25 protein-coding genes are annotated in these 16,017 nt (G+C 66.5%); 3 read left to right on the top strand and 22 right to left on the bottom strand.

Annotated features, from left to right (window positions below; genetic code table 11):
• Positions 1-32: 32 nt before the first annotated feature.
• The 22 genes from yidD to ACTJI5_RS05260 all read right to left on the bottom strand — a co-directional run bounded on the left by yidD (position 33) and on the right by ACTJI5_RS05260 (position 12,233).
• Entirely contained in the window at positions 33-245 is a 213-nt protein-coding gene (yidD, locus tag ACTJI5_RS05365) for a membrane protein insertion efficiency factor YidD (protein WP_440859612.1), read from the bottom strand.
• 151 nt (positions 246-396) lie between these two features.
• Positions 397-744, bottom strand: coding sequence for a ribonuclease P protein component (gene rnpA / locus ACTJI5_RS05360; protein ID WP_440859611.1), 348 nt, complete (start codon positions 742-744; stop codon positions 397-399).
• A gap of 29 nt (positions 745-773) precedes the next feature.
• Positions 774-908, bottom strand: coding sequence for a 50S ribosomal protein L34 (gene rpmH / locus ACTJI5_RS05355; protein ID WP_039570342.1), 135 nt, complete (start codon positions 906-908; stop codon positions 774-776).
• 101 nt (positions 909-1,009) lie between these two features.
• On the bottom strand, positions 1,010-1,345 hold the full coding sequence (locus tag ACTJI5_RS05350; RefSeq protein ID WP_058538709.1) for a PGPGW domain-containing protein: 336 nt from the start codon (positions 1,343-1,345) through the stop codon (positions 1,010-1,012).
• A 63-nt stretch (positions 1,346-1,408) separates the two neighbouring features.
• Positions 1,409-2,206 carry an alpha/beta hydrolase gene (locus ACTJI5_RS05345; RefSeq protein ID WP_440859610.1) on the bottom strand — a complete coding sequence of 266 codons (798 nt, stop codon included), beginning with the start codon at positions 2,204-2,206 and terminating at the stop codon, positions 1,409-1,411.
• Positions 2,207-2,290: 84 nt separating this feature from the next.
• Positions 2,291-2,680: a VOC family protein gene (locus ACTJI5_RS05340; RefSeq protein WP_440859609.1), complete on the bottom strand. Its 390-nt coding sequence runs from the start codon at positions 2,678-2,680 to the stop codon at positions 2,291-2,293.
• A 6-nt stretch (positions 2,681-2,686) separates the two neighbouring features.
• Entirely contained in the window at positions 2,687-3,340 is a 654-nt protein-coding gene (locus ACTJI5_RS05335) for a glutathione S-transferase family protein (protein ID WP_058538712.1), read from the bottom strand.
• Complete coding sequence (locus ACTJI5_RS05330) at positions 3,340-3,792, bottom strand: hypothetical protein (RefSeq protein WP_310250746.1); 453 nt, start codon at positions 3,790-3,792, stop codon at positions 3,340-3,342. Before ACTJI5_RS05330 ends, ACTJI5_RS05335 begins: the two co-directional genes overlap by 1 nt.
• Positions 3,779-4,291, bottom strand: coding sequence for a VOC family protein (locus tag ACTJI5_RS05325; RefSeq protein ID WP_058538714.1), 513 nt, complete (start codon positions 4,289-4,291; stop codon positions 3,779-3,781). Before ACTJI5_RS05325 ends, ACTJI5_RS05330 begins: the two co-directional genes overlap by 14 nt.
• 2 nt (positions 4,292-4,293) lie before the next feature.
• Entirely contained in the window at positions 4,294-4,704 is a 411-nt protein-coding gene (locus ACTJI5_RS05320) for a VOC family protein (RefSeq protein ID WP_037517040.1), read from the bottom strand.
• A gap of 16 nt (positions 4,705-4,720) precedes the next feature.
• Positions 4,721-5,509 carry a VOC family protein gene (locus ACTJI5_RS05315; RefSeq protein WP_440859608.1) on the bottom strand — a complete coding sequence of 263 codons (789 nt, stop codon included), beginning with the start codon at positions 5,507-5,509 and terminating at the stop codon, positions 4,721-4,723.
• Between the two features lie 24 nt (positions 5,510-5,533).
• Positions 5,534-6,250, bottom strand: coding sequence for a DUF899 family protein (locus ACTJI5_RS05310; RefSeq protein WP_440859607.1), 717 nt, complete (start codon positions 6,248-6,250; stop codon positions 5,534-5,536).
• Between the two features lie 23 nt (positions 6,251-6,273).
• Positions 6,274-6,573: a DUF6958 family protein gene (locus ACTJI5_RS05305; RefSeq protein ID WP_440859606.1), complete on the bottom strand. Its 300-nt coding sequence runs from the start codon at positions 6,571-6,573 to the stop codon at positions 6,274-6,276.
• Entirely contained in the window at positions 6,570-7,121 is a 552-nt protein-coding gene (locus ACTJI5_RS05300) for a GFA family protein (RefSeq protein WP_440859605.1), read from the bottom strand. The genes ACTJI5_RS05305 and ACTJI5_RS05300 overlap by 4 nt, the downstream gene beginning before the upstream one ends.
• Complete coding sequence (locus ACTJI5_RS05295) at positions 7,118-7,756, bottom strand: glutathione S-transferase family protein (protein WP_440859604.1); 639 nt, start codon at positions 7,754-7,756, stop codon at positions 7,118-7,120. The genes ACTJI5_RS05300 and ACTJI5_RS05295 overlap by 4 nt, the downstream gene beginning before the upstream one ends.
• Before the next feature lie 163 nt (positions 7,757-7,919).
• Entirely contained in the window at positions 7,920-8,645 is a 726-nt protein-coding gene (locus ACTJI5_RS05290; RefSeq protein WP_440859603.1) for a DUF1428 domain-containing protein, read from the bottom strand.
• A 33-nt stretch (positions 8,646-8,678) separates the two neighbouring features.
• Positions 8,679-9,353, bottom strand: a complete 675-nt coding sequence (locus ACTJI5_RS05285; protein WP_058538720.1) for a glutathione S-transferase family protein — start codon at positions 9,351-9,353, stop codon at positions 8,679-8,681.
• 33 nt (positions 9,354-9,386) lie between these two features.
• A complete protein-coding gene (locus tag ACTJI5_RS05280) occupies positions 9,387-10,346 on the bottom strand; it encodes an alpha/beta fold hydrolase (RefSeq protein WP_440859602.1) in 960 nt (319 codons plus the stop codon).
• Between the two features lie 31 nt (positions 10,347-10,377).
• Positions 10,378-10,596, bottom strand: coding sequence for a DUF4287 domain-containing protein (locus ACTJI5_RS05275; protein WP_440859601.1), 219 nt, complete (start codon positions 10,594-10,596; stop codon positions 10,378-10,380).
• Positions 10,593-11,009, bottom strand: a complete 417-nt coding sequence (locus tag ACTJI5_RS05270) for a DoxX family protein (RefSeq protein WP_310250773.1) — start codon at positions 11,007-11,009, stop codon at positions 10,593-10,595. The genes ACTJI5_RS05275 and ACTJI5_RS05270 overlap by 4 nt, the downstream gene beginning before the upstream one ends.
• Positions 11,010-11,036: 27 nt before the next feature.
• The gene (locus ACTJI5_RS05265; protein WP_440859600.1) at positions 11,037-11,471 is read right to left on the bottom strand and encodes a VOC family protein; all 435 of its coding nucleotides are present in this window, start codon (positions 11,469-11,471) and stop codon (positions 11,037-11,039) included.
• 72 nt (positions 11,472-11,543) lie between these two features.
• Positions 11,544-12,233 carry a TetR/AcrR family transcriptional regulator gene (locus ACTJI5_RS05260; protein WP_440859599.1) on the bottom strand — a complete coding sequence of 230 codons (690 nt, stop codon included), beginning with the start codon at positions 12,231-12,233 and terminating at the stop codon, positions 11,544-11,546.
• 162 nt (positions 12,234-12,395) lie between these two features.
• Here ACTJI5_RS05260 and ACTJI5_RS05255 point away from each other — a divergent pair, with 162 nt between their 5' ends.
• The 3 genes from ACTJI5_RS05255 (at position 12,396) to ACTJI5_RS05245 (ending at position 16,017) form a co-directional block, all read left to right on the top strand.
• Positions 12,396-13,904: a YifB family Mg chelatase-like AAA ATPase gene (locus ACTJI5_RS05255; protein ID WP_440859598.1), complete on the top strand. Its 1,509-nt coding sequence runs from the start codon at positions 12,396-12,398 to the stop codon at positions 13,902-13,904.
• Positions 13,904-14,197: a DUF1905 domain-containing protein gene (locus ACTJI5_RS05250; RefSeq protein WP_058538726.1), complete on the top strand. Its 294-nt coding sequence runs from the start codon at positions 13,904-13,906 to the stop codon at positions 14,195-14,197. Before ACTJI5_RS05255 ends, ACTJI5_RS05250 begins: the two co-directional genes overlap by 1 nt.
• A 62-nt stretch (positions 14,198-14,259) precedes the next feature.
• Positions 14,260-16,017 (top strand): diguanylate cyclase domain-containing protein, encoded by a 1,758-nt coding sequence (locus ACTJI5_RS05245; RefSeq protein WP_440859597.1) that lies wholly within the window; start codon positions 14,260-14,262, stop codon positions 16,015-16,017.

Here is a 16,017-nt window from a genome sequence, read left to right as displayed (position 1 = left end):
TCTCTTCGTCTCTAAAGAATGTCGGGAATCGATTACGGGACCGGGTCGTACCCGTGTCCCCCCCAAGGATGGCAGCGCAATAGCCGCTTTGTCGCCAGCCAGCCACCCTTGATCGCACCATGGCGCCGCAGTGCGATGATCGCATATTCGCTGCACGAGGGCGCGTAGCGGCAGGTCGGCGGCAGGATGCGCGACGGGCCGATTTGCCAGCCGCGCGCGATCAGGATGAGCAATTTGGCGATCACGAGAAAAGCCCGGAAATCTGCGCAACTTCACGCGCGATCGATGTTTTTTCTTCTTCGTCACCCCGGACTTGACCCGGGGTCCCGCTTTTCAACGTCGCCGAGCGGGATCCCGGATCAAGTCCGGGGTGACGATAAAGGAGATGGGCGGCAATCACGACGGCTTCGTCCCGAGCTTCTTCGCCGCGCGCTTCAGCGCCGAATCGAGATGCTCGCCGAGTTCGGCAAAGACGATGTCGTTGCCGCCCGGCCGGCCGATCAGGACATGGTCGGCGCCGGCGATCCCCGATTCGGGGAGCGCGGCGCGGCACAGGGCGCGCAGGCGGCGCTTCATCCGGTTGCGCGTGACCGAATTGCCGACTTTCTTGCTGACGGTATAGCCGATGCCCAGCGCGTCGTCGCCGTCGCCGCGCTGGCGGACGAGCAGGACAAAGCCGGGCATGGGAAAGCGAAGGCCACGGTTCGCGGCCAGAAATTCGCTGCGTTTTGAAAGCGTTCGCACCAGCTGAACTGGCGCAGAAGCGTCAGCGATCAGGCCGACAGCTTCTTGCGGCCCTGGGCGCGGCGGTTGGCGAGAATCTTGCGGCCGCCAACCGTTGCCTTGCGGGCGCGGAAACCGTGGCGACGGGCGCGCACGAGGTTGCTCGGTTGAAAGGTACGCTTCATCGCGGTTGTCCCTAATTCTCGTCAAAGGCTTTAACAGAAAAGGGCCGCCAAACGTGGGCGGCCACTGATGGAGGCGCGGATAAGCGAGAGTCGGCGCAAAGTCAATCGCCATTGGCGCGGTTTTCGGTCGTTTCGCCATCGGCTGCCGCCAGCGCTTCGCGTTCGCGCCGCCGCGCCGCGCTGGTACGCCGCATCAACCGGTCCGTCCAGCCGGCATAGCGCGGGTGGCGCCGCTTGAAGCGGACATAGACGCGCTTCGCCCACTCGCTGTTCTGCAAAGCCAGCATCAGTCCCGCGGGAAACAGGATGACAAAGCCCGGCCCCGGCAGCGGACCGAGCAAGGGCGCGGCGATCATCAGCAGCACGCCAAGCACGAACAGCGCCGTCCGCACCCGCGGGTTCGATCGCAATCGCTGGTAAAGGCTGCGTTTCGCCATGGGGGCGATGTGGGGAGGCTGCGGCGTGTTGCAAGGCTAAAGCAGCCGCGAAGCGGCGCCGCGTCAGTTGAGCGTGACGAAGCGCGCCATATCGTCGCGCGTCAGATAGCGGACGTCGTCGAACGGGGTGCTGTTGGTTAGCGCGTAAAAGGCGCGCGCCTTCGCGTCGTTCAGCCCCATTTCGCGGTAATAGCCCAGATATTCGGCGTGGACCGGGTCGTTCGCCGGATAGTCGTTCGCCTCGCGCCCATATTCGTCGGCCCAGCTGTGGACGCCGAATTCGGCGTCGGGCGCGGCGCGGCGGGTGACCCCGGCGAGCCACAGTTCGACCGCGCCCGAGCGGATCGAGCCGCCCGCCGGAACCACGGTTTCGAGCCCCGCGCGGCGGATTGCGCGCGCGAGGATCAAATTCGCTTCCTCGTCGAGGCTACCGGGGCAGTCGGTCATTTCGAGCCGCTTGAGACCGGGATAGGCCGCGAGCATCGCCGCGAACTGGCGCGGGGTTGCCGACGTGACGTCGCCCGCCATGCGGACGGTCGCGCCGTCGATCACCGAAAAGGGACCGAAGCGCGCCTTGGCATGGCCGAGTGTCGCGAGCGTGGCGGCGGGGGCGTAGCGGCGCGCCGCCGCGAAATCGGCATCCTCGGCGAGCGCCTCGTCACCCAGCAGCGCGGCGCCTTCGTAGATGACACCCTCATCGCTGTCGGCGGCTTCGGCGTCGTCGCCGGTATCGTCATAGGTCCACGTCACCGTCGTGGTGGTGATCGTCACGACCTGCTGCGCCTGCGCCGGCGCGAACGCGAGCACCGCCGCCAAAGCGGCGACGATCAGCGTGCGGACGAAGGCCGACGGCGAAACCATGCATCCGCCTTCGCGCGTGCGCGCCTATCAAATGGCAAAGAGGCAGTGTCAGCGCGCCGTTAACCGCGATCCGGGACAATCGCGCTACAGCTCGCTTTCGGTGCCATAGGGTGTCGTGATCGCTTCGAGCAGATGGCCGTCGGGATCGGCGAAATAGACGCCGCGCCCGCCGAAATGGCGATTGATCTCGCCCGGCCGGGTGCGCGCGGGGTCGGCCCAATAGTCGAGCCCGCGCGCCGCGAGCCGGTCGATCACGCCATCGAACTCGGCTTCGCTGACCAGAAAGGCATAATGCTGCGGCGCGACCGGTCCGTCCTTTTGCATGAAATCGACCGACACATGGTTCGCGAGCCGGACGACCATGAAATGGAGGAAGGGTTCGGGCGGGTCGAGCGCGAACATTTCGGCCAGGAAGGCCGATGACGCGCGCTTGTCGCGGCACCAGATGATCGTGTGGTTGAGCTCGACCGCCATTCTTCCTCAATCGCGGTCGGGCGCGCCGAGCGGGAAATAGGGACGATAGGGCCGCGCTTCCTCGACGCAGCGCGAAATCGTCGGATGCGCGAGCAGCCGCGCGCGATAGGCGCGCAGATTCTCATATGTGTCCGGGATTTGATGAACCCAGTCGGCATAGAAGAGCGAAGGCGCCGCCGCACAATCGGCCATGGTGAAGCCATGGGGCGTCGCCCATCCGCCGCCCGCCAGCTCCTTGTCGAGCCAGCCATAGACGGTATCGAGCGCGGCTTTCGACTGCTCGACGATCATCGGGACGTGATTTTCGGGCCCGCGGATCGCGTCGGCGACGACCGCCTGCATCCGGCCCATGACATGATTGTCGAAGACGCGGTCGAACAGCCGGACTTTCAGCGCCGCATCGAAATCCGCCGGGATCAGGCGCGGTTCGGGCACCAGCCGGTCGAGATATTCGATGATGATCGACGATTCAAAATAGGGAATGCCGTCGTGGACGAGCAGCGGAAACTGCCCGACCGGCCAGTGCGCTTTCAGCTCGGGCATATGGTCCGGGAACGCCGGGTCGACCGAGCGATAGTCGAATTCGATCCCCTTCTCGTACAGCGCGATCAGCACTTTCCAGGTGTAGGAGGAGAAGGGGTGGCCATAATAGATCAGCATCAATTACCATCCTTGCGCGTCAGCCAGGCGAGCGGCCAGCCGACGAAGAAAATATGCGGAAAGAGCGCGACCGCGCCTTTGACGAGGTCGGTCGGCGGGAAGGGCACTCCGAAGCGCAGCGGCAGCACGATCCCGTTCATGATGACATAGAGCAGCAGCCCATAGAGCGTGCCGGTGAGCCACCATGGCCATACGGTCAGCGCGGTCCAGCGCCGCGCGACAAAGAACCACGTAGCGACCATCGCACCCATGATCGCATAATGCGTCGCGAGCCCTGCGATGTCGCCGCCGATGCCCCAGCCGCGCGCGGCGTCGCCGAACGGCCCGCTCGCGACGGCGTGGAGCATCGAGGAGACGGTGCCCCCCTGCACGACGCTCGACACCGCCGCATAGACGATGTCGAGCGTGCCGCAGAGCAGCCAGGCGAAGAGCGCCGGACTACGCCGCGTCAACGGCTTCGCCCCGCACCGCGGCCTCGATCTTCGCGATATCGATCTTCTTCATCGTCATCATCGCCTCGAACGCGCGTTTGGCGGCCGCGGGGTCGCCGCCCATCGCTGCGTCGGTCAGCGCGCGCGGAGTGATCTGCCAGCTCAGCCCCCATTTGTCCTTGCACCAGCCGCACATGCTTTCCTGTCCGCCATTGCCGACGATCGCGTTCCACAGCCGGTCGGTTTCCTCCTGCGTGTCGGTGTGGACCTGAAAGGAAAAGGCCTCGCTATGCTTGAAGGCGGGGCCGCCGTTGAGCCCGACGCACGATATGCCGAGAACGGTAAAGTCGACCGTCAGCACGTCGCCCTCCTTGCCGCTCGGATTGTCGCCCGGCGCCTTGTGGACCGACCCGACCTTGCTGTCGGGGAAGGTCGCGGCATAGAAGTTCGCGGCTTCCTCGGCGTCCTTGTCGTACCAGAGGCAGAGGGTCACGGGCTGGCTTGTCGGTTGGTTCGTCATTTTCACTCTCCTTTGATCGGCGCGCCGATCGACCATTGATGGCCGAACGGATCCTTGATTTGGCCGTAACGGTCCCCCCAGAACATATTGTCGAGCGGCATCACCACCGTCGCGCCGGCGGCGACCGCGCGGTCGAACCAGGCGTCGGCGTCGTCGACGTGCAGGTGCAAGGTCACGCCATCGGGCTTGCCCGAGGGTTCGCTGACATATTCGGGAAATTCGTCGTGCATCATCAGCGACGCGCCGTTGATCGTCAGATGCGCGTGCATCAGCCGCACGCCATCGTCGGCGGGCATGCGCATATTCTCGGTCGCGCCGAACGCCTTGATGTAAAAATCGATCGCCTCGCTCGCGCGCTTGTCGGCGATGGCGATATGCGGGGTGAGTCCCGTCGTCGGGCCCTGGTTTTCCATCCTCTCTCTCCTTTGCTTATTTGCGCGGACCGACGAAGCCGACGGGCGCGCCCTGCGGGTCGATCGCGTTCATCGCATATTCGCCGCCGGGGATTTCCATCGGTTCGCTGGTGATCGTGCCGCCGTTCGCGGTCACCGCAGCGTGCGCGCGGTCGATGTCGTCGACGCCGATGTAGAAATTCCACACGGGCACCGGATAGCCCTCCATCAAGGGCATCACCGCGCCGATCATCACGTCGCCGCGCTGGACGAAGCGGTAGGCGCCGAGCGGACCCATATCCATCTCGCCCTCCTGCCCCCAGCCGAAATGCTTTTTATAGAAGGCGATCGCGGCGTCGGAGTCGGAGGTCGCGAGTTCGTTCCAGCGGACATGCTGCGCTTCGGTGACCGAAAACACGCCGCCTTCCCCCGGTACGGCATCCTCGGGCGGGATCGGGTCCATGATATAGAAATGCGCCCCCTGCGGGTCGCTGACCATCGCGATGCGCCCGACGGGGAGGTCGGTCGCGGGCATATGTACCGCGCCGCCATCGGCCTTGATCGCATCGATAGCGGCATCGACATCGGCGACCTCGAGATAGCCGAGCCAGCCGGGGCGTGCGCCGCCCGCGAGCATGTCGGCGCCCAGCGCGAGCACCCCGCCCGCGGTGCCGCCGTCGCTGCGCAGGATCATGCGGTAATCGACGCCGCCGGCCGCGGCGTCGTTCTGCGCCGCGATCGTCCAGCCGACGACGGCGCCGTAAAAGGATGCCGCGCCCGCGGGATCGGGGGTCATCAGCTCGTACCAGATGAAATTGGATGCCATCGTCTCTCTCCTCTTTCCTTGGTCTCAATAGGTCAGGCTGGGAAACCAGTCGCCGCGTCCCTCGGGCGTCATGTCGAGCAGACCCCAGAGCGGATCGACAAGGTCGCCCGCGCGGTGGTGCTGGCCGGGATCCTCGGGCGCATAAGCCATCTCGCTCGCCCAGACGTGGCGGACGTCCGCGCCATCCTTGCAGAACACGTTGAAGATCGTCTCGTCCCAATTCTCGCCGGGCTTCAGGCCATGCTCGGCGCGCTTGGCGTCGGTCAGCTTCGACGTGTCGCCGAAATAATCGGCCGAATAGCGTCCATCGACGTCGGACAGAAAGATGAGGTGCGGCCAGCGCCGCTCCTTCGCCCAGGCTTCGAGCCGCGCGATCGGCGACTTGGCGACGATGTAGAGCGGCGCGCGCTGCCCGACATGACGCGCGCTGCCGTCGATCGCGTCGAGCATATGCGTGCACCCGTTGCACGGCTTGTCGCGTTCGGCCCCGAACATGAAGCTTTGCAGGATGATGCTCGGCTTGCCCTCGAACAGCTCGGACAATCTGACCCGCTCGGGACGCTGGAAAGCGCCGATGCGCTCGAAGCTATAATCCTCGGGCACCGTGCCGCCCGGGGGCAGCGCGCGGCGCTTGGCGGCGACCGCCTCGATCTGGCGGCGCAGCGCGATTTCGTCGGCGAGCAGCTCGGCGCGCGCGGCGCGATATTCGGGACTCTCGCCGGGGAAGGACAGATGTTCCATGGCCTGCTTCCTTCTGTGGGTTCTTATAGCCGGTGCAGCCGCAGCGGCTTCACATTTTCGCGCGCGATCAGCCCACGCGCCTCAAGATCGAGCTGAACGCCCTTCAGCCACCAGCCCGCCTTGGCGCCGCCGGGGAACAGCGCCTCGGGCAGCAAGGGCAGCACGCCGGCCTTGACCTCCGCGACGGTCAGCCCGGGTTTACCCTTCGGCACCGCCGCCAGTATCGCCTCCTTCATTGCGTCATATTTGGCCTTGTCGACCTGCATCGCGAAACCCGGGCTGGTTATGCTGCGCATCTCGGTGCGTTCGATGGTTTTGCTCATCCTGCATATCCTTTCGTCGCTTCGATCGGCGGGGCGCGGAAACCCATCGCGGCCCACGCCTTCAGCAGCCGCCACATGAACTTGCCCGTCGGCGTCCGGTAATTGGGGATGTCGTCCGGCAGCTCGACCCCGTCGGGCCGGTCGCCGACGATCGTCCGCATCTCGGCCGCCGGGCGCTCGGCCTCGGCTATGCGTCCCGAATAGACGCTCAGCCAATGCCCCTTGGTGAATTCGAGCGCGATCGGCGCGTTGCAGCAGCGCGCGACGAACCGCCGCGTCGGCGAATCGGGCTTCAGCCGATGCTCGTCCAGCTGGTCCGATCCCGACAGCCATTGCAGCCGGTCCTTGCGCATCAGCACATAGGGCGTCCCGCCGTCGGTGCCGACGACTCCCGGCGCGCCCGGAAGCGCGGCGAAGCTCCGGCCCGCCTCCTGGCAGCTATGGCAATAGCAGGTCGCCGCCATGATCGGCTCGCCGCTGAGTTCCAGCCGCACCGCGCCGCACGGGCACGAGGCGGTGCGCGTCATGCCGGGCTCGCCGCGGGTCATGCGTCCAGCTCCGCCATCGCCTTGGCGATGGTCACCGGCGCCTTGGGCCGCGCGTACATCGAGTTCAGATAGGCGCTGAGCGCGGGGGCATCGTCCAGCATGTCTTCCAGCTTGGCCCAATCGAGCGTGTAGGCGGCATTGAAATCGGCCACCGTCACCTGCGCGCCGACGACAAAGTCGCGCCCCTGCATATGTTGTTCGAATATCGCGATCATCCGTTTGCAATCGCGCCTCGCCAGCGCAATTTCCGCGGCCGATTGCTCGTCGGGTGCATAGAGGAAGCTGTGCAACGCGATCCGCCACAGCGGCGCTTCGATCTCGGTCATCAGGAAAAACAGCCAGCGATACATTTGGCCGCGATCTTCGGGTGTAGCGGGGATCAGCCCGCCGCCGGGAAAGCGGCCGCCATATTTATCCGCCAGATAGAGCTGGATCGCCGCCGATTCGCTTACCACCAGGTCGCCGTCGACCAACACCGGCAGCTTCGCGGCCGGATTGAGCGCCAGAAACTCGGGCGTCAGCTGCTCGCCGGCGCCGAGGTCGATCGAGACGATTTCGTGCGCGAGATCGAGTTCGTTCAGGAGCCACATCGCACGCAGCGCGCGGGTGGGGGGCGTTCCGTAAAGTTTTATCATCGTTCGGGATCCTCTTCTCGATCCTCCCTGTCGCGCAGCGGTGGGGAGGTGGCAGCGCGCAGCGCTGACGGAGGGGCCAATGGCGCAGCGTTGCGGCCCCTCCACCACCGCTTCGCGGCGGTCCCCCTCCCCATGGCTTCGCCACAGGGAGGAGCAGCTGCGATCACGCCTCGACGATCGGTGCAAAGCCGCCGTAAATCATGCGCGCGCCGTCGAACGGCGTGTTCTCGGAACTCGCCTTCATCCGCTCGTCGGCCATCATCTTTTCCCAGCCCTGGGTGCGCGCTTCCTTGCTCGGCCATTCGACCCAGCTGTAGACGACGCTTTCGCCGTCCTTCTTGTGCGCCGCCCGCGCATAGTCGGTGACCTTGCCGTCGGGGACATCGTCCGCCCACGCCTCGACGACGCGCGTCGCGCCATAATCGATGAAGACGCCCGACATCTTCTGCGCCAGCTCGCGATAGGCTTCCTTGTTGGCGTCGGGGACGGGCACGATATAGCCGTCGGCATAACCGGTCTTGCCGTCGCCTCCCTTGGCGTCGTCGACGATCGAGTCGAATCCGCCGATGATCATGCGCTTGCCGTCGAACGGCATCGCGCCGCCCATTTGCGCCATGCGCGGGTCGCTCATCATCTTTTGGTTCGCGGCATCGCGCGTCGCCTTGTCGGGATATTCGAACCAGCTGAAAACGACCGTTTCGTCGGGCTTCGCCTGCACGGCGCCCTTGAAGTCGTTGACCTTGCCGTCGGGGACATCGTCGCCCCAGCATTCGACCATGCGAGCGACGCCGAATTCCTTGAACAGCGGCGCCGCATCGGCGGCATGCTTGCGATAGGCTTCCTTGTTGGCGGTCGGCACCGCGACCACAAATCCTTCTACATAGGTCATCTTATCTCTCCTTAGGGGGGTGGGAGTGGAACTTCAGGCGGCGGGTGGGCCCGCTTCTTCGCTGAAGGCTTCGAGCTGTGCGTCCATCGCACGCTGGAATGCTGGCCGGGCGAGGCAGCGGTCGAGATAGGCCTGCAGCCGCGGTTGTTCGGCGATCAGTCCGGCCTCGACACCTTCGCGCAGCACGGTCGCCATCGCGATGTCGGCGACGGTGAAGTCGCCCGCGACATATTGTTTGTCGCCGATCGCGTCGTTGAGGCGGCCGAGCCGGCCCTGGATGAATTCGATCAGGCTCGGCCGGCGCAGCTTCGCCCATTCCTCGTCGGTCGAGAAAATGTCGACATTGCCGAGTTCGAACAGCATCGGCTCGACGCTGTTATAGGCGGCGAACAGCCAGGCGAGCGTGTTGGCGCGCGCTTGCGGGTCGCGGGGCATCAGCCGCTCGTCCTTCTCGGCGAGGTGGAGCAGGATCGCGCCGCTTTCGAACAGGCGGATGCCGCCGTCGTTGAGCACCGGCACCTGCCCCCACGGCTGGAACAGGAAATGGTCGGCGGGGCGGTTGATCGCGCTGATCAGATGCTCGGCATAATCGAGCCCGATTTCCTCGCACGCCCAGCGCGGGCGCAGGTCGCGGACATAGCCGCGCGCGAAATCGGGAACCCAGTCGAAGGCGGTGATCTCGAGCTTGGCGTTCGGGTTGACGGACATGATCGTTCCTCTCTTTTTGTCTTGTTGTTGGGGTCAGAAGGTCGGCATCGGCGGCTTGGCGTCGTCGAGGAAGGGCACGACCGTCGCGACGATCGCGGGCGCCTCGCTCATGATCCCGACGTGCGATGTCGCGGGCAGGATCGCGAGCCGCGCCTTCGGCGCTTCGGTCATGAAACCCTGGGTCGCCGCCGCGATGTCGCCGCCGCCGCGCAGCTTGAACAGCGCGATCGCATGATCGAGCGTGACGCCGTCGGCGTCGCCGATGATCACCATCGTCTTGCCGGGGATCGCGCGAAGCTGTTCGTCGGAATAGGCGAAGGGCGTGGCGTCGAGCGTCTTGATATTCTCGACCAGTTTCGGAAATTTGTCGGGCGTCGGCGACAGGCTCTTGTAACCCGTTTCGATCGGGCTGCCGGCGAATGTCTCGGGGGTGATCTGCGCGATACCGGCGAGCACTTCGGGATACCAGCCGTCGAGCCGCGAGGTTCCCGACAGGATGACCTGTTTGCCAACCCGTCCGGGGTGGCGGACCGCCAGCGCGATCGCGGTCGATGCGCCCATCGAATAGCCGAGCACGTCGGCCTGTTTCACCCCGAGCTTTGCAAGCACGGCGGCGGCGTCGTCGGCCATCAGGTCATAGCTCAGCTTGCCGTCGACCCCGCCCGACCGGCCATGACCGCGCGCGTCGATCGCGATCACCGGGCGCGTCGCGGCCAGGGGATCGATCAGCGGCTTCATCGCGTCGGCGAACATGAAGGCGCCGTGGAGTATGAGCAGCGGGGTCTTGCCCGACGCGAGATCGCCGTGCAGCTGGTAATGGATGCGCGTGCCATTCACATCGGCGTCGCCATTCTTGACCGTTACCGGTGCCGCGGCTTTGGCGGTTTCTGGGGCGGCGGCGGGCGGCGCGGCGTGCGCCGGCTGCGGCAGGGCCGCGGCGGCGAGCAGCGCAAAGACGGGCACGAGGCTCCAACTGGAGGAGTGGTTTGTCATTCGACTATTCCTCTTGTTCTAAAGACGGAGGCTAGGAGCGTTTGCCTTTGATCCAGGCGACGATCGACATCGCATGGCCGTGGCCGAGGTCGTAATCGGCCTTCAGCCAGTCGATGATCGCACCGGCCTTGATCCCCGGGGCGAGGCCGCTTTCGTCGGCGAGGCCTTTGTCGATCGCGATGGTCTTCAGCGCGCCGGCCGATTTGCCGGTCTTGGTTTCGACATTGTCGATATAGGCCTGGAAGCTCATGCGCTCGCTCCTGCGCTGAGCGGGATCAGCGCGCGGAGGCGCGGATCGCGCAGCCACAGGCCGCCCCACAGCATCAGGCCAAGATAGACGCCGAACAGGCTGTGGCTGAACAGCGGGCTGTCGATGCGCACATGCGTGCCGATCGCGCCGCCGAGATAGCCGGTGATCAGGATCGCACCGAGGATCGCGGTGCGCGGCCAGATATACAGGAGCGTCGGGATCAGCAGCAGCGTGCCGAGCAGATACATCGTGCCGACCTCGAGCGGCCATCCTAGATCGGGCGGGCTATATTTGATCGCGGTCTCGGGCGACACTAGCTTGAGCCCGGCGTCGAAGAGCAGGAAGAGGATCACAAGGCCGCTCAAAACGCGGCCGGCGATCAACTGGCCCTTGGCGGGGGTCGTATCGGTCATCCTCTTCCTCCTCCCTTATGCTTTATGTCAGGCCGATGCTTCGGCGGGCTCGCCGGCGGGGATCGCGGTCGGGTCCATCCACATCACTTCCCAGATATGGCCGTCGGGATCTTCGTAGCTGCGGCCGTACATGAAGCCGAAATCCTGCGTCGGGGTCGGGTCGGCCTTGCCGCCCGCCTTGACCGCCTTGGCGACCTGTCCGTCGACCGCGTCGCGGCTGTCGGCCGAAAGGCAGAGCAGGACCTGCGCATGGGTGCGCGCGTCGGGGATCGTCTTGGTCGTGAAGTCCGCCCATTTCGCGTGGGTCAGCAGCATGACGTGGATCGAACCCTCTTCGACGACCATGCACGCGGCGGTTTCGTCGGTGAAGGCGGGGTTGTTCGCCGCGCCGATCGCTTCGTAAAAGGCTTTCGACTTGTCGAGGTCGGTGACCGGCAGGTTCACGAAAATCATCTGGGGCATTACTCTCTCCTTTGGGGTGTGGTGATTGTTGAAGTCAGCGTGCGCGGTGCGCGGCGGCAATTACCTGTCGCATCATGGCGTGCCGCCGGCGCCGAACAGCATCCGGACATAACGCTTCAAATGGGTGACGGTGCCGCGCGCAATCGCCGGATCGTTCGTCGTTTTCGCCAGGACGAAAGCGCCCTGCAGCACCGACTGGACATGCTGGGCCAGGCCGATCGCGGTGATATCCTCGGGCACGTTATAAACGTCCATCGCCGCCTGGATGTCGGGCGCGAGTGCCTGGCAATAGGCGTTGATGCTTGCCTCGCAAGCGGCGCGGATGCGGTCGTTCGTCGCATAGGCTTCCTGCACCATCGTGCCGACGAAGCAGGTATAATCTTCGGTGGGGCCGTCGAGCATCGACAGGCGGAAATCGATATGGCCGAGCAGCCGATCGAGCGGATCCTCGAGGCTGACATGCGGTGCCAGCTCGAACATCGGCCGCGCGCGCTCGGTCCAGCCCTCGGCCGCGGCGACCGCCAGCTCCTCTTTCGACGCGAAGTGATGGAAGAAGGCGCCCTTGGTCACCCCTGCCGCCGCGCAGATCTGGTCGACCGTCGTCGCCGCATAGCCCTGCTTGCGCACCGTGGCATGCGCCGCGGCGATCAGCTTGGCGCGCGCGCTGCCGCGCGGCGCGCGGACCGCAGGGGTGCCGCCGCCCGCCGGGGGGACGTCGCGGGCGGCGGCTGCGGGGATCGAGGGCGAGTGATTCGTCGTCATGCGAATCGACATACCGACTAGTTGGTATGTTGTCAAATCGGCATAGACCTCGGCGATGTGCGCGATGATCGGAAAGTTGCGAAAAGACTCGACCTTCCCGCCACTTCGCCTAAACAGGGCATCGGAACAAAGGGGGCACATCGGTGCTGTTCCGGGGGGAATATGGTCGCAGTCGTTTCAACCACTGCCTATCTCGGCATCGACGCGCGCGGGGTCGAGGTGCAGTGCCAGATCACCCCCGGCGTCCCGCGCTTCGTCGTCGTCGGCCTGCCCGACAAGGCGGTCGGCGAAAGCCGCGAGCGCGTCCGCGCCGCGATCGCCGCGATCGGCCTGTCGCTTCCGCCCAAGGTCATCACCGTCAACCTGTCACCCGCCGACCTGCCGAAAGAAGGCTCGCACTACGACCTGCCGATCGCGCTCGCGCTGCTCGGCGCGATGGGGGTGATCGATGCCGAGACGCTCGCCTCCTACGTGGTCGTCGGCGAACTCGGGCTCGACGGGCGCGTTGCGGCGTCGCCCGGCGTGCTGCTCGCCGCGATCCACGCGGGCAGCGCCGGGCTCGGGCTGATCTGCCCGGCGGCGCAGGGGCCCGAGGCGGCGTGGGCGGGCAATGTCGAAGTGATCGGCGCGCCCGACCTCCTGTCGCTGCTCAATCATTTCAGGGGCCATGCGCTGCTCGCACCGCCGCTGCCGGGCGAGGTCGAGGCGCCGGTGCGCTCCGCCGACCTCCGCCAGGTGAAGGGGCAGGAGACCGCCAAACGCGCACTCGAAATCGCCGCCGCCGGCGCGCACAATCTGATGATGTCGGGTCCGCCCGGCGCCGGCAAATCGCTGATGGCGGCATGCATGCCGGGCATCCTGCCCGATCTCACCCCCGCCGAGGCGCTCGAAGTGTCGATGATCGCGTCGGTCGCCGGGAACCTCGAGGGCGGACGCCTGATCCGCGCGCGGCCGTTTCGCAGCCCGCATCATTCGGCATCGATGCCCGCGCTCGTCGGCGGCGGGCTGCGCGTGCGGCCGGGCGAGGTCAGCCTCGCGCATCTGGGTGTGCTCTTCCTCGACGAACTCCCCGAATTCCAGCGCGGCGTGCTCGATTCGCTGCGCCAGCCGCTCGAAACGGGCGAGGTCAGCGTCGCGCGCGCCAACGCGCATGTCACCTTCCCGGCGCGTGTGCAGCTCGTCGCGGCGATGAACCCATGCCGCTGCGGCCATCTGGGCGACCCCGCGCTCGCGTGCAGCCGCGCGCCGCGCTGCGCCGCCGATTATCAGGCGAAGCTGTCGGGGCCGCTGCTCGACCGCATCGACCTGCATGTCGAGGTGCAAGCGGTGAGCGCCGCCGACCTCGTCCTGCCGCCGCCCGCCGAGGGCAGCGCCGAGGTCGCGGCGCGCGTCGCGGCGGCGCGCGCCGCGCAGACCGCACGTTATGCGACGCACAAGGCGCGGACCAATGCCGAGATCGACGGCGAGCTGCTCGAAACGGTCGCGACCCCCGACGAAGCGGGGCGCAAACTGCTGGCGCAGGCGGCCGAGGCGATGCGGCTGTCGGCGCGCGGCTATACGCGGATATTGCGCGTCGCGCGGACGATCGCCGATCTGGCGGGCAGCGACGCTGTCGGGCGCATTCATATCGCCGAAGCGCTCAGCTATCGGCGGCAGGCACCGAGGAACTGATGGAGGAGATCGTTTTCGAGGCGGAGATCATCGAATGGCGCGGCCCGGCTCCCTTTCTTTTTGCGCCGGTTCCGGGCGAGCATGTCGGTGCCGTCCGCTACGCCGCGATGACAGAGAGCTATGGCTGGGGTGTCGTGCCCGTGGTCGCGACCGTGGGGGAGACGGCGTTCGCTACGTCGCTTTTCCCGCGCGACGGCACCTATCTGCTGCCGATCAAGGTCGCGGTCCAGCGGTCCGAAGCCGTGGGCCTCGGCGATCGGATCGCGGTCCGGATGCGCGTCGGCCGGCCTTAGATTCGCGCGACCCTCCCGATGGTGGTAAACATTTCCGAACATATTGATGCGATGGGGTAGGGATGATCGCGGCGGCACATCTTCTGGCGCACCTGTGCGGCCGGCTGGGGCTTGGCTTTGCCGTCCTCGTGCTCGCGATGTGGGCGGCACCGGCAGCGGCGGGGACGCTCGACGTCGATCGCGACCTTTGCCATGCGCAGACCGGTGTCGCGGCGCGCGATAGCAGCCTGCCCACGCTTCGCTTTTCGTGCAGCGGATCGCCCGCGGATTATCAGCAGGGCAGCCTCTGGCTGCGCGCGCCGCTTGAGGGGCCGGGCGCCGGGCGCGGCGATGTCACCCTGATGGTCCATCAGTCGCGTTTCGACCGACTCGCCGTCGCCTTTTCCTACGCCGACGGCACGACGCGCTGGCAGCAGGTGCGGGCAGGCGATTATGGATCGCATTGGCGCACCGGCGGGCAGATCCTGTTCGAAGCGCCCGATGGCGGCGCGGCGTTGACCGCGGTGACAATGCGCGTCGATCGCCTGTCAGGCCACCAGTTCATCCACGCGCGGCTCATCCCGAAAGCCGAGGCGGCGATGCAGTCGGCGGGCATGGCGGCGGCGATCGGTGCGGCGCTCACGCTGCTGCTCATCAGCTGTATCTACAGCCTGTCGCTCGCCTTTGCGGTGCGCCGCCAATATCTGGCGTGGCAGGCGGCATGGTCGGGCACGATGCTGCTGTGGGGCGCGCTCTGGTCGCAGGTTCATCTGGCGCTCGTGCCCGGATTGGCCGGGACGGTGACGACGCAAATCTGCACCTTCCTTTCCTGCCTTGCCATCGCGCTCGCGACGGTCAGCGCGGCGACGGCGGTCGATCGCGGACGGGTGCCGAAGTGGCTTCGCGCCGGCACGCTCATCCTTGGGCTCGGCGTCGGGCTCGCCGGCATCCCGTTGGCGCTGATACGCGGCAGCAGCCTGGGGCTCTTGGGCGACGCGCTGGGGCTGGTCGTCCTTGCCGATCTGGCGGCGGTGACCGTCTATCTTGGCTGGGCATGGCGGCGCGGATCGGTCGAAGCGCGCGATTTCCTCGCGGCGTGGGGACTGCCGATGGCGGTGCTGGCCGCCATCCATGTCGTCGATGTCGAGGACGGTTTCTGGGGCGGCGGATCGAAGCTGCTCGTGCTGGTTGCCGCGACCTGGCAGGCGCTTTGGCTGGCGGCGGCGGCGACGCGGCGGCTCGGCCATCTGCGCATCGAACGCGACCATGCGCGCAGCGCCGCAGCGCAGGCGCAGCAACTCGCGCGGCGCGACCCGCTGACCGGGCTGCCAAATCGGCGCGGTTTTGTCGAAAGCGTCACGCCGTTGCTCGAACGCGCGCGCGCGGACAATCTGCCCGCGGCGCTGCTGCTGGTCGACATCGACCGTTTCAAGTCGATCAACGATATCTATGGGCATGATGCGGGCGATGTGGTGCTGTGCGGTATCGCACGGCGGATCGAGCGCTGGGAGGGGCCGATGTGTACTGTCGCGCGGCTCGGCGGCGAGGAGTTCGGGTTGCTGACGATCGGGATGGAAGGGATCATCCTCGGCCGCTTCGCCGAAAGCATCCGGCGCGGGATCGCCGCGTGCGACCACAGCGCGACGGTCGGCGAGCGGCTGGTCACCGCCAGCGTCGGCGTCGCCGAGGTGCGGCCGGCGTGCGATTTCCAGCAATTATACCGGCTCGCCGACGAGGCGCTTTATGATGCGAAGCGCGGCGGGCGTAACAAGGTGGTCGTCCAGCGGCACTATGACATGCCGGGACGCGCGTCCGCCCGCGAGGTTGCAAGAACGAATTGA

It is taken from the genome of Sphingopyxis sp. 22461 (assembly GCF_052044915.1).
Taxonomy (GTDB): Bacteria; Pseudomonadota; Alphaproteobacteria; order Sphingomonadales; family Sphingomonadaceae; genus Sphingopyxis.
Note: the sequence above shows the minus strand (reverse complement) of the source record. Positions and strands in the feature narration are given on the sequence as shown.

Excerpts from the sequence above, each read along its gene's own strand:
- rpmH (WP_039570342.1), bottom strand. The coding sequence starts at position 908 with ATGAAGCGTACCTTTCAACCGAGCAACCTCGTGCGCGCCCGTCGCCAC.
- ACTJI5_RS05350 (WP_058538709.1), bottom strand. The coding sequence starts at position 1,345 with ATGGCGAAACGCAGCCTTTACCAGCGATTGCGATCGAACCCGCGGGTG.
- ACTJI5_RS05345 (WP_440859610.1), bottom strand. The coding sequence starts at position 2,206 with ATGGTTTCGCCGTCGGCCTTCGTCCGCACGCTGATCGTCGCCGCTTTG.
- ACTJI5_RS05340 (WP_440859609.1), bottom strand. The coding sequence starts at position 2,680 with ATGGCGGTCGAGCTCAACCACACGATCATCTGGTGCCGCGACAAGCGC.
- ACTJI5_RS05335 (WP_058538712.1), bottom strand. The coding sequence starts at position 3,340 with ATGCTGATCTATTATGGCCACCCCTTCTCCTCCTACACCTGGAAAGTG.
- ACTJI5_RS05325 (WP_058538714.1), bottom strand. The coding sequence starts at position 4,291 with ATGACGAACCAACCGACAAGCCAGCCCGTGACCCTCTGCCTCTGGTAC.
- ACTJI5_RS05320 (WP_037517040.1), bottom strand. The coding sequence starts at position 4,704 with ATGGAAAACCAGGGCCCGACGACGGGACTCACCCCGCATATCGCCATC.
- ACTJI5_RS05315 (WP_440859608.1), bottom strand. The coding sequence starts at position 5,509 with ATGGCATCCAATTTCATCTGGTACGAGCTGATGACCCCCGATCCCGCG.
- ACTJI5_RS05310 (WP_440859607.1), bottom strand. The coding sequence starts at position 6,250 with ATGGAACATCTGTCCTTCCCCGGCGAGAGTCCCGAATATCGCGCCGCG.
- ACTJI5_RS05305 (WP_440859606.1), bottom strand. The coding sequence starts at position 6,573 with ATGAGCAAAACCATCGAACGCACCGAGATGCGCAGCATAACCAGCCCG.
- ACTJI5_RS05300 (WP_440859605.1), bottom strand. The coding sequence starts at position 7,121 with ATGACCCGCGGCGAGCCCGGCATGACGCGCACCGCCTCGTGCCCGTGC.
- ACTJI5_RS05295 (WP_440859604.1), bottom strand. The coding sequence starts at position 7,756 with ATGATAAAACTTTACGGAACGCCCCCCACCCGCGCGCTGCGTGCGATG.
- ACTJI5_RS05290 (WP_440859603.1), bottom strand. The coding sequence starts at position 8,645 with ATGACCTATGTAGAAGGATTTGTGGTCGCGGTGCCGACCGCCAACAAG.
- ACTJI5_RS05285 (WP_058538720.1), bottom strand. The coding sequence starts at position 9,353 with ATGTCCGTCAACCCGAACGCCAAGCTCGAGATCACCGCCTTCGACTGG.
- ACTJI5_RS05280 (WP_440859602.1), bottom strand. The coding sequence starts at position 10,346 with ATGACAAACCACTCCTCCAGTTGGAGCCTCGTGCCCGTCTTTGCGCTG.
- ACTJI5_RS05275 (WP_440859601.1), bottom strand. The coding sequence starts at position 10,596 with ATGAGCTTCCAGGCCTATATCGACAATGTCGAAACCAAGACCGGCAAA.
- ACTJI5_RS05270 (WP_310250773.1), bottom strand. The coding sequence starts at position 11,009 with ATGACCGATACGACCCCCGCCAAGGGCCAGTTGATCGCCGGCCGCGTT.
- ACTJI5_RS05265 (WP_440859600.1), bottom strand. The coding sequence starts at position 11,471 with ATGCCCCAGATGATTTTCGTGAACCTGCCGGTCACCGACCTCGACAAG.
- ACTJI5_RS05260 (WP_440859599.1), bottom strand. The coding sequence starts at position 12,233 with ATGACGACGAATCACTCGCCCTCGATCCCCGCAGCCGCCGCCCGCGAC.
- ACTJI5_RS05255 (WP_440859598.1), top strand. The coding sequence starts at position 12,396 with ATGGTCGCAGTCGTTTCAACCACTGCCTATCTCGGCATCGACGCGCGC.
- ACTJI5_RS05250 (WP_058538726.1), top strand. The coding sequence starts at position 13,904 with ATGGAGGAGATCGTTTTCGAGGCGGAGATCATCGAATGGCGCGGCCCG.
- ACTJI5_RS05245 (WP_440859597.1), top strand. The coding sequence starts at position 14,260 with ATGATCGCGGCGGCACATCTTCTGGCGCACCTGTGCGGCCGGCTGGGG.